The sequence below is a fragment of the Streptomyces abyssomicinicus genome, assembly GCF_008974245.1.
In the GTDB taxonomy this organism is placed as follows: Bacteria; Actinomycetota; Actinomycetes; order Streptomycetales; family Streptomycetaceae; genus Streptomyces; species Streptomyces abyssomicinicus.
In genome coordinates, this window is record NZ_BBZI01000007.1 from 760,705 (window position 1) to 776,695 (window position 15,991).

General features: G+C 75.6%; 11 protein-coding genes. 6 read left to right on the plus strand and 5 right to left on the minus strand.

All coding sequences use genetic code 11. The features are described 5' to 3' along the window. Positions 1–230: 230 nt before the first annotated feature. Positions 231–2,711, plus strand: a complete 2,481-nt coding sequence (locus tag GBN72_RS16630; protein ID WP_439959773.1) for a hypothetical protein — start codon at positions 231–233, stop codon at positions 2,709–2,711. On the opposite strand, the gene GBN72_RS16635 is transcribed toward GBN72_RS16630, so the two are convergent. From GBN72_RS16635 to GBN72_RS16655, 5 genes are all read right to left on the minus strand, one after another. Further along, positions 2,681–5,137, minus strand: coding sequence for a right-handed parallel beta-helix repeat-containing protein (locus GBN72_RS16635; RefSeq protein ID WP_151772563.1), 2,457 nt, complete (start codon positions 5,135–5,137; stop codon positions 2,681–2,683). The two genes, GBN72_RS16630 and GBN72_RS16635, sit on opposite strands and share 31 nt — an antisense overlap. Before the next feature lie 116 nt (positions 5,138–5,253). Continuing rightward, entirely contained in the window at positions 5,254–5,862 is a 609-nt protein-coding gene (locus GBN72_RS16640) for an Rv1733c family protein (RefSeq protein WP_151772564.1), read from the minus strand. A 121-nt stretch (positions 5,863–5,983) separates the two neighbouring features. Then, positions 5,984–6,811, minus strand: coding sequence for an MOSC domain-containing protein (locus tag GBN72_RS16645; protein ID WP_151772565.1), 828 nt, complete (start codon positions 6,809–6,811; stop codon positions 5,984–5,986). A 41-nt stretch (positions 6,812–6,852) separates the two neighbouring features. After that, positions 6,853–7,440, minus strand: coding sequence for a DUF6643 family protein (locus GBN72_RS16650; protein WP_246212548.1), 588 nt, complete (start codon positions 7,438–7,440; stop codon positions 6,853–6,855). 202 nt (positions 7,441–7,642) lie between these two features. After that, positions 7,643–8,872: a glycosyltransferase gene (locus GBN72_RS16655; RefSeq protein WP_174887145.1), complete on the minus strand. Its 1,230-nt coding sequence runs from the start codon at positions 8,870–8,872 to the stop codon at positions 7,643–7,645. 57 nt (positions 8,873–8,929) lie between these two features. On the opposite strand from GBN72_RS16655, the gene GBN72_RS16660 reads away from it, so the two are divergent. The 5 genes from GBN72_RS16660 (at position 8,930) to GBN72_RS16680 (ending at position 15,988) form a co-directional block, all read left to right on the plus strand. After that, a complete protein-coding gene (locus GBN72_RS16660) occupies positions 8,930–9,718 on the plus strand; it encodes a glutamate racemase (protein ID WP_164540677.1) in 789 nt (262 codons plus the stop codon). Between the two features lie 734 nt (positions 9,719–10,452). Continuing rightward, entirely contained in the window at positions 10,453–12,075 is a 1,623-nt protein-coding gene (lnt, locus tag GBN72_RS16665) for an apolipoprotein N-acyltransferase (RefSeq protein WP_439959774.1), read from the plus strand. Between the two features lie 9 nt (positions 12,076–12,084). Continuing rightward, positions 12,085–12,558 carry an NUDIX hydrolase gene (locus GBN72_RS16670; protein ID WP_151772567.1) on the plus strand — a complete coding sequence of 158 codons (474 nt, stop codon included), beginning with the start codon at positions 12,085–12,087 and terminating at the stop codon, positions 12,556–12,558. A gap of 60 nt (positions 12,559–12,618) precedes the next feature. Beyond that, positions 12,619–13,437 carry a 3-hydroxybutyrate dehydrogenase gene (locus GBN72_RS16675; RefSeq protein ID WP_151772568.1) on the plus strand — a complete coding sequence of 273 codons (819 nt, stop codon included), beginning with the start codon at positions 12,619–12,621 and terminating at the stop codon, positions 13,435–13,437. A gap of 574 nt (positions 13,438–14,011) precedes the next feature. Beyond that, on the plus strand, positions 14,012–15,988 hold the full coding sequence (locus GBN72_RS16680; protein WP_151772693.1) for a helix-turn-helix domain-containing protein: 1,977 nt from the start codon (positions 14,012–14,014) through the stop codon (positions 15,986–15,988). The last annotated feature ends 3 nt before the right edge of the window (positions 15,989–15,991 follow it).

A 15,991-nucleotide genomic window follows, 5' to 3' on the forward strand; every position in this document is an offset into this window, starting at 1 on the left:
GCCCCGCGTCCCCGGACCGCGCCGAACCGGTGCTGTGACCAGGAGTTTTCCGTTCCGGTGCCGGGCCGGTCGACGTTCCATCCTCGCACGACACGCCGAAGGTCGGTCAGGTGGCCGCAGCGGCCGCCGGGTCACAGCCGTCACCCGATGGAGGGGAGATTCGGTGAGGAAGGGTTGAGCGGGCGCCGGAACGGAGATCCCACGGGCGGAGGACCGCATCACATGTTCGAATGCCGGGCGGTCCGGGAGGGCGGACCGGAAGCCGAAGCCGCGGACATCGAACGCACGGGGGAGCGAGACACGTGGTATCTGAACAGGGCACGCCGGTCGCGCCGGCGCCGCAGGCACAGAACCCGCCGGCCGGCGGGCCCACGCTGGAACTGCTCGTCCACGGGGTGGGCGGCACCACCCCGGCGGAGATGCTCGACGACCCGCGGACGGTGCGCGTCACCGGCGACGGCATCGCGGCCGTGTTCCGGCGCGCCGACGACGTGGACGCCGAACGGGCCGGGCGTGCCCGCGGCACCGGCGGCGCGGACACGGGGGACGGAGCCTCCGCCGCACCCGTCCAGGAGGCGTACGTCTGGTGCAACCTGACCTCCGGCAACGGCAGCCGCGCCCTGTGGCTCCTGCTGCTGCCCTTCATGGTCGTCAACCTGGCCCACTGGATGCGCCCCGCCGCCCGGGGCGACGGCCGAGCCGTCCGCCTCCACGGCACGCTGGTGCGCCTCGCCGGCCTCAGCCTCACCGTGCTGCTGGTCGCCGCCGCCTGCGAGGTCGCCCTCGACCTCACCGCCTGGCAGTGCGCCGGCACCCCGGCCTGCGTCAGCGCCCACTCCTGGCTGGAGTTCCTCACCGACGGCTGGTGGAGCGCGCCCGGCCGCCGGCTGGCCCTCGCCGCCGTCGTCCCCACCGCGCTGACGACGCTGCTCTGGTACCTCTCGCACCGCACCTGGAGCGCCTACGAGTCGCAGCAGCCGCTGACCGGCACCGGGCCGGACGAGTACGGCGACGACGCGCCGCTGGGCCGGCCCGGCTTCTGGTACGGGCGCCGCCTGGTCGCCCGGCTGCGCGCCGCGCACACCGCCGCCGCGCTGATCACCGTCGCCGCGGCGGTGGCCGCCGCCGCGGCACGTCACGACCGCGCCGAGGGCGGCCCGGCCCTCCTGGACCTGACCGGCAGGCTGCTGGAGGCCGCGCTCGCCGCCGCCGCCCTCTCCGTGGTCTGGGTGGTGTGCCGCAGGGGCCGCAGCGAACGCCGCGTCGACCACGCGCTGGACGCCCGCCTCCAGCGCGCCCTGCCGCTCGGCTCCGCGTCCCTGCTGCTCCTCGCCGTGGTGTACGCCTGCTGGTCCCGGCCCGGCTGGAAATCGGCCGGACCGCCGGCCGGCGACGCCGTCTTCGGGGCGATCTCCCTCGCCCAGGGTGTGCTGGTGGTCGCGCTGGCCGCCGTCGCCCGCGCCCTGCACCGCTCCCACCCCGACGCCCGCGCCGCCCTGCGCGGCCTGGCCGGCCCCGCCGTCGCCCTGCTGGCCTGCGCCCTCGGCGGGGTGATGTCCGGCGGCGTCGCCCAACGGGTCGCCGACTGGCTCGACGGCCGCAGCGGCACCCTGGCCGGTCCTCCGGTGGTCCTGACCTGGCAGGCCTCCGCCATCCCCGTCCTGCTGGCCGTGGTGCTCGTGCTGGTCGTCGTCCTCGCCCACCGGGCCTGGCGGTCCGTCCGCGGAGAGATCCCCGGGGTGCTGCGCGACCACCCCGGCGAACCCCACGACCCGGTGCGGGTGCGCGGCGTCGCCCGGGTCCGCGTGCTCGCCGCGCTCACCGACCGGGCGCCGCTGCTCGTCGGCGTCGTCGCCGTCGTCACCTTCCTGCTGGGAGCCGGGGCGCTGACCGGCGCCCTCGGCACCGGGCGCGCCCCCGCCGACGCCGCCGAGGGCGCGCCGGTGGCCGTCGCCGGCCTCGCCGAGGTGGCGCAGGCCATCGGCTCCTGGCTGATCGGGCTGGGCTTCATACTCTTCGTCACCTTCGGCCGCCGCGCCTACCGGGACGCCTCCGCGCGCCGCACCATCGGCATCCTCTGGGACGTCGGCACCTTCTGGCCTCGCGCGGCCCACCCCTTCGCGCCGCCCTGCTACGCCGAGCGGGCCGTGCCCGACCTGACCTGGCGGATGGCGACCTGGACCGCCTCCACCGGCGGACGCCTGGTCCTCTCCGGGCACTCACAGGGCAGCGTCCTGGCCGCAGCGGCCGCCTGGCAACTGCCCTCCCCGGTGCGTGCCCGGGTCGCCCTGCTCACCTACGGGTCCCCGCTGGAACGGCTCTACGGACGCTGGTTCCCCGCCCACTTCGGACCCGAGGCGCTGCGCCGCCTGCACCAGGAGGTCGACTGCTGGCGCAACCTGCACCGCCGCACCGACCCGATAGGCGGGCCGGTCCTCGTCGGCGACGCGGACGACGCCACCGCCTCGGGGCGCCCGCCCTGCCCCCCGGTCGACCGGGAACCCCTCAAGGACCCGCTCTCCCTGGGCCGCACCCCCGCCCACCCGCTGCCCTCGCCGGTGCTCGGCCACGGCGACTACCAGGCCGACCCCGTCTTCGCCGAGGAACGCGCGGCGTTGCTGGCCCGGCTGCCGGACGGCCTGCCCGCGCCCCGCCAGGGGGGCGACGGGCAGGACACCCCTCAGTCCAGCTCCGGCAGGTCCTCCGGATAGAGCAGGGTCAGCGCCTCGGTGCTCGCGTCGGGAAGCTGCGCCACCCGGCCGGCGTGCCGCTCCACCATCGCCTCGAACGTCTGGCGGGCGGTGCGTCCGTTGCCGAACGCGGGTCCCTTGGGGATCTCCGCGAAGTACTTCAGCAACGCCTCGCCCGTGCCGTCCGCCAGCCGGTACTCGTGCTCCTCGGCCTGCTGCTCCACGATCCGCAGGAGCTCGTCCGGCCCGTAGTCGCCGAACCTGATGGTCCGCGAGAAACGGGAGGCGACACCGGGGTTGACGGACAGGAAGCGCTCCATCTCCTCGGTGTAGCCGGCGACGATCACCACCACGGCGTCCCGGTGGTCCTCCATCAGCTTGACCAGCGTGTCGATGGCCTCCCGGCCGAAGTCCCGGCCCGAGTCCTCCGGCGAGAGCGCGTACGCCTCGTCGATGAAGAGCACACCGCCCCTCGCCCGTTCGAACGCCTCCTGGGTGCGGATCGCGGTGGAGCCGATGTGCTCGCCGACCAGGTCGACGCGGGACACCTCGACCAGATGGCCCTTCTCCAGCACGTCCAGCGAGGCCAGGATCTCCCCGTAGAGCCGGGCCACCGTCGTCTTGCCGGTGCCGGGGGAGCCGGTGAAGACGAGATGACGCCGCACCGAGGCCGCCTTGAGGCCCGCCTCCTGACGGCGCCGGCCCACCTCGATCATGTCGGTGAGCGCCCGCACCTCCCGCTTGACGCTCTCCAGTCCCACCAGGGCGTCGAGCGCGCCCAGCACCTCCCGCGGCTCACGCGCCCGGGCCGCGCGGGCGGCGTCGTCCGCCGCACCGGCCGGCGTCTCCGCGCGCGGCGCGGGCACCGAACCCAGCAGCCCGCCCGTGCCGACCTGCGCCGGGGCGGTCAGCACCGGGCCGTCGGCGGCGGGCGACCCGGCGGTGAGGGAGGAGCCGCCGGCGAGGCTCTCGTCGCCGGTGCAGTCCTCCACGTCGGGGCCGCCCGCGCCGCCCGCGCCCGCCTCCGCGAACTCGTAACCGCCCCGCGCGCAGCGCTCGGTGCGGCACCTGCGCAGCGTGGTGCGGCAGCCGTCGAGGACGTGGAAGCCGTACCCGCCGCTGCCGGTCACCTTGCAGCCGACGAAGGTGCCGCGGCCTCCCGCCGACACGTAGAACCCCGCCTCGGCCGGCCCGTCGACCGTGCACCGCTCCACCGTCGGGTCGGCCCCCTTGGTGACGATCACGCCCGTCTGGGTGCCGTCCAGCGAGCAGTTGGCGAGCGTGCCCCCGCTGCCGTGGTCACGGAACCAGGCGCCGGTGGCGGCGTCCTTGATGCGGCAGTCGTCCAGTTGGGCCGTCGCGCCGTCGCTGACCGAGACGGCCGTGTTGCGGACCTGGCTCAGGTCGCTGTCCACGACGTCCGCCCGCGACCCGCGGTCCAGTACGAACAGCGCGTCGGGCACGTCGTGCACCCGGCAGGAGTCCAGCACGGCGGTGGCGCCGTCGCTCACCCAGACCGCCGGGTAGTCGCCGGTCGAGTCGAAGATCTCGCACTCGTGGGCGTCGACGCGGGTCCCTGGGTCCCACACCGACAGCCCGTTGCGCCCGAACCGCCGCACGCTGGTGCGGGTCAGCGTCAGCACCGAACGCGACCGCAGGTCCATCGCGTTCTCGGGGATGTCGTGGATCCGGCAGTCCGCCAGGGTGAGCACCGCGTCGGTGTCCAGCGTGACGCCGTCCCCCGAGGTGCGGTGCACGGCGCAGTCGGTGAGCTGGCCGGTGGCCCGCCCGGTGATCTGCACGCCGCTGCCGCGCACCTCGAAGATCTCGCAGCCCACCGCCTCGACGAAGGAGCCCTCCCCGGTGACGCTCAGACCGGGACCGGAGGCGTGGTGCACCCGGCAGCGCTCCAGCCGCGGGCGTGCCCCGCCGTGCACCGACACGCCGGCCTGACCGGCCGCGGCCACCTCGCACTCCTCGAAGACCCCGCCCGCGGTGTCCGCGACGGCGATGCCCACGCCCGCCGGGTTGTCGACGGAGCAGCGGCGCACCGTGGGCCGGGCCGAGCCCCGCACCTCGATCCCGGCCGCGGACCGGGTCATCACGCGGATGTCGGAGATCTCGGGGGCGCCCTCCTCCACCAGCAGTGCCGGAGCCGAGGAGTCCTGCCCCTCCAGGTGCAGGCCCTGCACCACGGCGGAGCCACGCACCGTCAGCGGCACGCCGTCGACGGGAGCGATGCGCACGGCTCCCGGCTGTCCCTCGGGCCCTCGCAGTGTCACCGCCCGCTGTACGAGGAGGTTCTCCCGGTAGGTGCCGGGGGAGACGGTGAGCACGTCCCCGTCGCCGGCGGCCTCCAGGGCCGAGGCGAGCGAGGGGTACTCACCCGTGCGGCGACGCCACCGCGACGTGCCGGTGTGCGTCACCTGGACCGTGCCCTGTGCCATGGTGCTTTTCTGTCCCCACCTCGTCGTACACGGGATGTAGCGGATTGGGCCGAACGTGTCGGCCGCACCACCGTAGCGCGCGCGTGGACGGTGGGTTGCCCGGTGAACGATCGTGATCAGCTTCCGGTACCGGCCCGGCCCCAGTCGGGTCCGGCCCGCTCCCACGCCCGGTCCAGCCGCTCGTAGCGGCGCAGCGTCAGCTGCCGGAGCGTCACCCGTCGCGCCGACTCGGCGATCGCCGTGGTCAGCAGGGCCGCGCCGATCCCGGCCAGGCCCGCCTGCAGGGCGATCTCGCCCGCGTCGAGCGGGCGGGCGACCGGCCTGCCCCGGGTGTCGGTCCACACGGTGAACCGCCGGCCGGGTTCCGGGTTCCGCAGGTTCGTCCAGGTGTGCGCACGCCGTTGCGTGCCGTCGGGCGCGGTCCACGCGGCGAACACGCGCCGGCGGCCGTCGCGTTCCGTCGCCGTCCCGGCGTCGGCGGAGACCGGGACGACGACCGTCGAGGTGTCCAGCACCGTCGCCGTCACGCGGTGCCGGGCCGCGTGCTGGCGGCCGGCCGTACGCGTCAGCGTGTCGTGCGCGACGGAGCCGGCGAGGAGGCCGGCCAGCGGCGCGCCGAACACCATGAGCAGCAGGGCGACCAGAGCCGCCCATGCCTCGACCAGATCGGTCGTGCGCCGCAGCGGATTCCCCCGCCAGCGCCAGATTCCACGGATCGCCCCCACCGGCGCTCCCCCCTTTCCGCTTCTGTGATAGCCCTGCCGTCGTCCGTTCACGCGCCGTGCGCCGGGAAAGAGAGGGACCTCACCCTTTCGGCGGCACCGGGCGGACGGGCGGCGGGCGGCGTCACTCCAGGACCGTGACCGGGTCCCCGACCCGGACGGCACCGCTCGTCAGCGGCACGAGGTACTGCCCGAAGACCACGCGCGATCCGAAGCGCCGGTGGCGGCCCAGGCTCACCAGTGGCTCCCGGCCGCGCCGGGCGGACTCCTGGTCCGTCGTGGTCACCACGCACCGCCCGCACGGCTTGGCGACCCGGAAGTGGACGCCGCCGGCCGACACCCTGCTCCAGCCGTCCTCGGCCCACGCCTCGAAGCCGTCCACCACCAGGCTGGGGCGGAACCGGTTCATCGGCAGCGGGCCCTCCTCGGCGTGGTCGCCGTCGGCGATCAGCGCGTTGAGGGCGTCCAGCGAGGCGAGCGAGGTCACCAGCAGCGGGTAGCCGTCCGCGAAGGAGACGGTCTCGCCGGGCAGGGCGTACGCGGGGTCGACCGGACGGCGGACCGCGGGGTCGTCCATGTGCACCAGGCGCACGGGAGCGTCCAGGAAGGCGCGGCACCAGGCGTGCGCCGCCGCGTCGGCGAGCACCGCGCGGACGCGGGTACCGAAGACGTCCGCCTCCGCGGTGTCCGACGTGCCCGGGTCGGGCACGGACACGGTGAGCGGCTCCATGCCGGGCGCGGACAGACGGACGCCGCCGGGCCGGAGCTCGGCGGCGGCTGTCGCGAGGCGGGGCTGCTGGCGCTGGGTGACGACCTTTCCCCCGTCGTCGATCAGCGCCCAGCGCCGGTCACCGGCCAGACCCCAGGGCTCGACCAGTGCCTCCCGGGGCGCCTGGCCCCGGAAGGCCTTGACCGGATGTACGTGGATCGAATGGATTTCCGCTTTCCCCATGCGGTCATCGTGCCATCGGGCACCGACCGGTCGTGCGCCGGTCAGTAGCCCCGGTACTCCTGCGGGCTGTACTGCGACTGGTAGCCCTGCGCGGGCTGCCCGTACGACCCGTTGTACGGAGCCTGCTGGCCGTACGACCCGTTGTACGGGGCCTGCGGCGCCGGAGCCGGGGCGGGGGCCGGACGCGCGGCGGCCGGGCGCATCGCCTCGTACCCGGTGCCCGGGTGCGGCGCCGGACGGGGCTGCTGCGGCGCCGGGTACCCGCGCGAGCCGGAGGTGGCCTGCTGCGGGATGTACGGCGCCGGGACCGGGGAGGGCGCCGGCGGCAGCGCGGCGTGGACCGCCGGCAGCGCCGGCTGCGCCTGCGGGTAGCCGTAGGACGGCATGGGCGGCTGCGGTGCGGGCGGCTGGTACGACGGACCCGACGGCAGCGCGGGCAGCGCCGGGAGGTGGCCGCCTCCGTGGTCGTAGGAGGGGCGGGTGTCGTACGACGGCGTGTCGTACATGGGCGGCACGCGGATCGGGGCGATCTGAGGGGTACCCCGCTCGGCGACCAGGGAGTCGTAGATCGGGGTGTCCGGGAACGCGGCTGAATAGCCGCCACCGTAAGGGGAGCGGGGGGAGGTCATACCCATAAGTTAAGCCCACGATGTGGTCGTTGGGGAGACGGATAAGAAGGTTGTTTTCCGTGTCGGCGGTGATGTTGGATACCCAATTCGAGCTAATTTGGCAAAAAGACTCCTTCTGTCCATCACGAATCGTGTATGGGCGCCTGTATCGGACAGGTTACCGACGGTCAACGGCAGTTTCGGAGGGCCCCGTGGTGGCCCGTCAGGCCTCCTGCGCCGAAGGGTCCGTTCGGCCGTCCGGAGCCTTCGGCGAACGGGTGAAGGACGCCGTCCCGGGGCGGCCGTAGGTACGGCCCTTCCAGGCCGCGCCCACACCCCGGTGATGGCGCACCGCCGAGTCCACGGTCATGAGGGTGTAGAGGAACGCGGTGAACGGCAACAGCACCGCCGCCCAGGACGGCTGCCGGTGGTACCGCAGCATCGGCACGTAACTTCCCGCCATCACCGCCCAGGCCGCACCGCCGCACACCGCCGCGAGGGGGCGGCCGGCCGCCAGGCCCGCGGCCAGGGCCACCGGCGGCGCCAGGTAGACCAGGAACAGTCCGAGCACCGTGCCCGCCAGCAGCGGCGGACTGTGCCGCAGCTGTGCGTAGGCGCTGCGCGCCACCATCCGCCACAGGTCCCGCAACCGCGGATACGGGCGCACGCTGACCACGCCGTCGGCCAGGCCGAGCCAGATCCGCGCGGAGGGCGACCGCCGTTTCACGGCGCGCGCCAGCGCCACGTCGTCGATCACCGCCTCCCGGACGGCCTCCGGCACCCCCGCCGCCACGGCCGCCGCGGTGCGCAGCAGCACACAGCCGCCGGCGGCCGCGGCGGTCCGGGCCCCCGGCCTGGCGACCCGGCGGAAGGGGTAGAGCTGGGCGAAGAAGTAGACGAAGGCCGGCACCACCAGCCGCTCCCAGACGCCCCGCACCCGCAGCCGGGCCATCAGCGACACCGCGTCGTACCCACCGGTGACCGCGGCCGACACCAGGGCTCGCAGGCTGTCCGGGGCGTGCGCGATGTCCGCGTCGGTCAGCAGCAGGAACTCCGGTGCGCGCAGCCGGGCCGTCTCCGTGCCGTGCCGGACCGCCCAGAGCTTGCCGGTCCAGCCGTCCGGCGGCTCGCCGGGAGAGGTGACGGTCAGGGGCAGCCCGCCGTGGCGGCGGGCCAGCTCCCCGGCCAGGGCGCCGGTGCCGTCCGTACTGCCGTCGTCCACCAGCAGGATCTCGGCCTCGCCCGGATAGTCCTGGGCCAGCAGCGACGGCAGGCTTTCCGGGAGTGCCGCCGCCTCGTCGCGGGCCGGCACCACGATCGCCACCCGCGGCCACACCGCCGGTTCGCTCCGCGCCGGGAGCCGTATGTCGGTGCGCCAGAAGAAGCCGTGCCCGAGCAGCAGCCAGAGCCAGACGGCGAGGGACACGACGGAGATCCACACCACGACGCCCATCGCCGCAGTGTGCACCAGGGAACGGGCCGTTCCGTGTCCATCGACTATGGTGACCGAGTGAAGATCGCGCTCATGGACTCCGGAATCGGGCTGCTGGCCGCGGCCGCCGCGGTACGCCGGCTCAGGCCCGACGCCGATCTCGTCCTCTCCTCCGACCCGGCCGGGATGCCTTGGGGACCCCGGACCCCCGAGGACCTCGCCCGCCGGGCGCTCGCCGTCGCCGAGGCCGCCGCGGCCCACCGCCCGGACGCCCTGATCGTCGCCTGCAACACGGCGTCGGTCCACGCGCTGCCCACGCTCCGCGCGCGTTTGGAGCCCGGCCTGCCCGTCATCGGCACGGTCCCCGCGATCAAGCCCGCGGCCGGGGACGGCGGCCCTGTCGCCATCTGGGCCACCCCCGCCACCACCGGCAGCCCCTACCAGCGAGGGCTGATCGAGCAGTTCGCCGCGGGCGTCGAGGTCACCGAGGTGCCCTGCCCCGGACTCGCCGACGCCGTCGAGCACGCCGACCAGGCCGCCGTGGACGCGGCCGTCGCCGCCGCGGCCGCGCTCACGCCCGCGGACGTGCGCACCGTGGTGCTCGGCTGCACCCACTACGAACTGGTCGCCGAGCGGATCGGTGACGCCCTCGAGCGCGCCGCCGGTCACCGGCCCGGACTGCTCGGGTCGGCGGGCGCGGTCGCCGCGCAGGCGCTGCGCCGCATCGGCGGGACGCCGGGCGACGTGGTGCCGCCCGGCGGCGCGACCCTGACCGTGCTCCACGACGGCGTCGAGTCCACCCTCACGGACGCCGCCCTCTCCTACGCCGAGGGGCGCGGACTCCGCGAGGTCAGCGCGGCGCGCTGAGGCGCCGGAGCCCCGGCCCCGCCGCCGGGTGGCGCCCGTCCGCCGCGGAGGTCGTCGCCGCGGCCGGTCCCCTGCCTGAGCGCCGGGAACGCCGGACGGTGGTCCCGACGCCCTGCGGCCGCCGCACCCGGCACCGTGCGGGCGCGGTCTGGCGGCCTGAGGGGCACGGGGCGCGCAAACGCGCGAAGTGCAAAGGCGCGGTGCGCAAAGCCCGCGGTGCGTGAAGGCGCAAAGCCCGCGGTGCGTGAAGGCGTGACGCCGCGGTGCGTGGAGGCGTGACGCCGCGGTGCGCGGGGTGCGGTGCATGAAGGCGTGAGGCCGCGGTGCGTGAAGGCGCGGGCGCGGTGCCGCGGTGCCGCGGTGCGTGGAGGCGTGAGGCCGCGGTGCGGGAAGGCGCGATGCGGGGAGCCGCGGGGCATGAGGGCGCGGTGGCGTCCCGGCGGAGGGACGGGGCGCTGCGGAGGTCAGGGGGTACCGGTGCCGCGGGGTGTCCGGGCCGCCGCCGGAGCCAGGCGTGCGGGGCACGGGTCGTCCACGGGCCGGTCAGGGCGAGACCGACGTCACCCGGTGCCGGCGGTATCGGGACGGGCGGCCCCCGGTACGGTCGGAGCTGTCCGTCTTCGACGGCCTTGGCCCGTCCTGCGCCGCGCGACCGCGCACGACCTCCCCGGCCGTCCCGCCCGGCCGGTCCCCGGCCCGTTCCTGGCCCCTGACATGCGCCTTAGACTCCACCAGTGACCGTGACCGCACTCCCCACCGAAGCCGGGGGCGACCAGCCGCCCACCGAGCCGGCCGCGCCCCGCAGCCGGGCCGCGACCTGGACGCGCCGTCTCCTGCCTGCCGTGGCCGCCGCCCTCTCCGGCCTGCTGCTCTACGCGAGCTTCCCGCCCCGCACCCTGTGGTGGCTGGCCCTGCCCGCCTTCGCCGTCCTGGGGCAGACGTTGCGCGGCCGCCGGTGGAAGCCGGCCTTCGGTCTCGGATACCTCTTCGGCCTCGGCTTCCTGCTGCCGCTGCTGGTCTGGACCGGTATCGAGGTCGGGCCCGGACCGTGGCTGGCGCTGGTCGCCGTGGAGGCGGTCTTCCTCGCGCTCACCGCGGCCGGCATCGCCGCCGTCTCCCGGCTGCCCGCCTGGCCCCTGTGGGCCGCGGCGGTCTGGACCGCCGGTGAGGCGGTCCGGGCGCGTTTCCCCTTCGGCGGCTTCCCCTGGGGCAAGGTCGCCTTCGGTCAGGCCGACGGCGTCCTCCTGCCGCTCGCCGCGCTCGGCGGCACCCCGCTGCTCGGCTTCGCGGTGGTGCTGAGCGGCTTCGGACTCTGCGAGGCCGTCCGGCAGGCCCGCTCGGCGCGGCGAACCGGTGTCGTGCGCCGCGGGGCTGTCGCCGCCGCGCTGCTGAGCCTGCTCGCGCCGTTCGGCGCCGCGCTCGGCGCGCGGGCCGCGGTGGACGCGGGCGCCGAGGACGGTACGGCCACCGTCGCCGTGATCCAGGGGAACGTCCCCCGGCTGGGCCTCGACTTCAACGCCCAGCGGCGTGCGGTGCTCGATTACCACGTCCGGGAGACCGAACGGCTCGCCGAGCGCATCGACGCCGGTGAGGCCAAGCGGCCCGACCTGGTGCTCTGGCCGGAGAACTCCTCCGACATCGACCCCTTCGCCAACGCCGACGCCGCCGAGGTCATCGACCGGGCGGCCAAGGCCGTCGGCGTGCCCATCGCCGTCGGGGGCGTGGTCGAGCGGGACGGCAAGGTCTACAACGAGCAGATCCTCTGGGACCCCGAGAAGGGCCCGGTCGACACCTACGACAAGCGGCAGACGCAGCCGTTCGGCGAGTACCTGCCGCTGCGTCCCATGATCGGCGCGATCAACGAGACCTGGACGGGCATGGTCCACCGGGACTTCAGCCGCGGCGACACCCCGGGCGTCTTCCGGATGAACGGCACCGGCGTCGGGCTGGTCACCTGCTACGAGGCGGCCTTCGACTGGGCGGTGCGCGACACCGTGCAGGCCGGCGCGCAGCTCCTCTCGGTGCCCAGCAACAACGCCACCTTCGGGCGCAGCGAGATGACCTATCAGCAGCTCGCCATGTCGCGGGTGCGGGCGGTCGAACACGGCCGGACGGTGACCGTGCCGGTGACCAGCGGGGTCAGCGCGATCATCCTGCCCGACGGCCGGGTGACCGCACGCACCGGCATGTTCGTGCCCGGGACGCTGGTGCAGGAGGTTCCGCTGCGGTCCTCCGCCACCCCGGCGACGACGCTGGGCACCCTGCCCGAGTGGGCGCTGGTGGCGCTCGCCGTCGCGGGCGGAACGTGGCGGGCCGTGCGCACCGTGTCGGCCAGGCGCGCCGGAACGGACCGATAGGGTCGGACCATGGCAACCCCGGACTTCATCCGCACGCTCCGCGCCAGCGCCGGGCGGCAGCTCCTGTGGCTGCCCGGCGTCACCGCGATCGTCCTCGACGGCCAGGGCCGCGTCCTGCTCAACCGCCGCGCCGACACGCGTCGCTGGGCGGTGATCGGAGGCATCCCGGAACCGGGGGAGCAGCCCGCCGCCTGCGCGGTGCGCGAGGTCTTCGAGGAGACCGCGGTGCACTGCGTCCCGGAGCGGGTGCTCAGCGTGCAGGCGCTCCAGCCGGTGACGTACGAGAACGGCGACGTCTGCCAGTACATGGACATCACCTTCCGCTGCCACGCCGTCGGCGGCGAGGCCCGCGTGAACGACGACGAGTCGCTGGACGTGGCCTGGTTCCCGGTCGACGCGCTGCCGGAACTGGACGAGTTCGGGCTGACCCGGATCAAGCAGGCGCTGTCGGATGCCCCCACATGGTTCGACCCTATGAGCTGACCGGGAAGTATGGGCGCTGACCACATGGGGTGGCTGGGGGGCGCTGCCTAGGGTCGGACCATGACCGAGCAGCCCAGCAACCCCGGTGGGGGCGTCGACACCCCCCTCGACCCCTCCTCGCCCGACCTCTCCGGGCGCACCGCCCTGGTCACCGGCGCCGCCGGCGGCATCGGGCGCGCCTGCACGCTGCGGCTGGCCGCCGCGGGCGCCACGGTGCGGGCGGTGGACCGTGACGAACACGGCCTCGCGGAACTCACCGGGCAGGTGGCCGGGCTGAACGGGACCGTGGAACCCCAGGTCCTCGACCTCACCGACCTGGACGCCGCCGAGCGCGCCGCCGAGGGGGTCGACGTGCTGGTCAACAACGCGGGGATCCAGCTGGTGCGTCCGGTGCACGAGTTCCCGCCCGAGGTCTTCCACACCGTGCTCACGGTGATGCTGGAGGCGCCGTTCCGGCTGATCCGCGGCGCCCTGCCGCACATGTACGGGCAGGGCTGGGGGCGCATCATCAATGTGTCCTCCGTCCATGGGCTGCGCGCCTCCGCCTTCAAGTCGGCGTATGTGTCCGCCAAACATGGGCTGGAAGGACTGTCCAAGACGGTGGCCCTGGAGGGCGCGCCCCACGGCGTCACCTCCAACTGTGTGAACCCCGGCTATGTGCGCACACCACTGGTCGAGAAGCAGATCACCGACCAGGCGGCGGTGCACGGCATCCCCGAGGACCGGGTGGTCTCCGAGATCCTGCTGCGTGACACCGCCGTCAAGCGGCTGATCGAGCCCGCCGAGGTCGCCGAGACGGTGGCCTTCCTCTGCGGCCCGGCCGCCGCCACGATCACCGGGTCCTCCTACGTGATGGACGGCGGCTGGACCGCGCACTGACCGTCCGTGCGGGGCGGCGGACCGCCCGCCGCCCCGTGCCCCGAGCGGCCGTCGTCCACAGGGGTGTCCCGGGGCCCCGGCCATGGTGAATCCTGTGCCCATGTCCCACGATCACCTGCGGAGCGGGCCGTCGCCGGCGGCCCGGCCGTCCGCGGAACCGCCCGCTCCACGCCCGGCCGACGGGGCGCCCGCCGACGCCCCGCCGCCCGGCGCGCCCGGCGCCCCGGCCGTCGCCGGTTCCTCCTCCGCGCCCGGCCCGCGCACCGGACCCACCCCCGCCTCCGGGACCGGGGCGGCCCCGGCCGTCGCCCCCGCCTCCGGCACGGACGCGGACGCGGCTCGCGGCCGGGACTCCGCCCCCGGTACGGACGCGGCCGCCTCCGACGGGAACGCCGCCTCCGGAGCCCTGGACGCGCCCGTCGTCGAGCCGGTTCCGGCGTCTGCCGTCGGCGGGGACGCTGCCGCCTCCGGCGTGGTTGCCGGGTCGGGTGCCGCGGTGGCGCCGGCCGTCGAGCCGGCCCCCGTGCCCGCCTCCCGCGCGGACGTCGCCTACGGCGCCGATGCTGCCTCGGGCATGGATGCCGCGCCGGGGGCGAGCTCCGCGCCCGGGGCGAATGCCGCGCCCGGGAGGAACGCCGCGCCCGGTGTCGTGGGCGAGGGCGCGGCCGGGGTGGAGGCCCCCTACCTGGAACTGCTGGCCCGCGGGGCCTCCGCGGACGCCTACGACCGCCCCGTGCTCGTGGCCCGCGCCGAGGGGCGGCCCCCGGCCGAGGTCGCCGCGCTGCGCCGGGCCCGGGACCTCGCCCTGCGGGTCCGGTCCGAACTCGAGGGCCGGCGCCGCCGCGAGGAGGAGCTCTCCGCCCTCTTCGCCACCGCCCACGACCTCGCCGGCCCCCGCGACCTCGACGCCGTGCTGCGGGCCATAGTCCAGCGCGCCCGCTCCCTCCTCGGCACCGATGTCGCCTACCTCTCCCTCAACGACCCGGCCCGCGGCGACACCTACATGCGGGTCACCGACGGATCGGTCGCCGCCCGCTTCCAGCAGCTGCGGCTCGGCATGGGCGAAGGACTCGGCGGTCTCGTCGCCCAGACGGCCCGGCCCTACGTCACCCAGGACTACTTCAAGGACGCGCGGTTCCTGCACACGGGCACGATCGACGCCGGGGTCCACGACGAGGGACTGGTCGCCATCCTCGGCGTCCCGCTGATGCTCGGCGACCACGTCATCGGCGTGCTGTTCGCCGCGGACCGCCGCGCCCGCGTCTTCGAACGCGGCCAGATCGCCCTGCTCAGCAGCTTCGCCGCCCTCGCCGCGGCGGCCATCGACACCGCCAACCTGCTCACCGAGACCCGCTCCGCCGTCGCCGAACTGGAGCGGGCCAACGAGATCATCCAGGACCGCAGCGCCGTCATCGAACGCGCCTCCGAGGTCCACGACCGCCTCGCCGAGCTGGTGCTCCGCGGCGGCCAGGTGCACGACGTCGCCGCCGCCGTCTCGGAGGTGCTCGGCGGCTCGGTGGCCTACGCCGACATCACCGCCGTCCCCGCCGAGGCGCTGGAGGCGTCCCGCGCCGAGGGCCACGCCGTGCCGCACGGCGACGACTGGATCGCCGCCGTCACCGCCGGCGGCGAACTCCTCGGCGCCCTGGTGCTGCGCGGGCACCCCGTCCTCGACCCCGTCGACCAGCGCACCCTGGAGCGGGCCGCCATGGTCACCTCCCTGCTGCTGCTCGCCCGCCGGTCCGCCGCCGAGGCCGAACAGCGGGTCCGCGGCGAACTCCTGGACGACCTCCTCGACGCCCGCGACCACGACCCCCGGCTGCTGCGGATGCGCGCCGCCCGCCTGCACGCCGACCTCGACGTCACCCACGTGGTGCTCGCCGCCCGCCTGGACGCCACCGCGCCCGGCGGCGACGCCGAGGCGGAGGCCCGCCGCCGGATCTGGTCCGCCGCCTCGCACCTGGCCTCCACCCGCCACGGCCTGGCTGCCGCCCGCGACGGCGGCACGGTGCTGCTGCTCCCGCTGCCGCCCGGCCGCACCGCCACCGACCTGGCCCGCGACGTCGCGCGCAGGCTCGGCACCGCCGTGCACGACGCGGTCACCGTCGGGGCGTCCGCGCCGCAGGAGGTGCTGTCGTCGGGGCCGGACCAGGTGGCCGTCGCCTACCAGGAGGCCCGCCGCTGCCTGGACGCCCTCCGTCTCCTCGGCCGGACCGGTGACGGCGCGGCGGCCGAGGACTTCGGCTTCGTCGGCCTGCTCCTCGCGGGGGACCGGGACATCTCCGGGTTCGTCGGCCGCACGATCGGCGAGGTCGTCGACTACGACGAGCGGCGCGGCACCGACCTGGTACGCACCCTCGACGCCTACTTCGCCTGCGGGATGAGCCCTGCCCGCACCAAGGACGAACTCCACGTCCACGTCAACACGGTGGCGCAGCGGCTGGAGCGGGTGGGCCGCCTGCTGGGCGAGGACTGGCAGCGGCCCGACCGGGCCCTGGAGATCCAGCTCGCGCTGCGCCTCCAGCGCCTGACCTCGCCCCCGCGCGGCTGACCG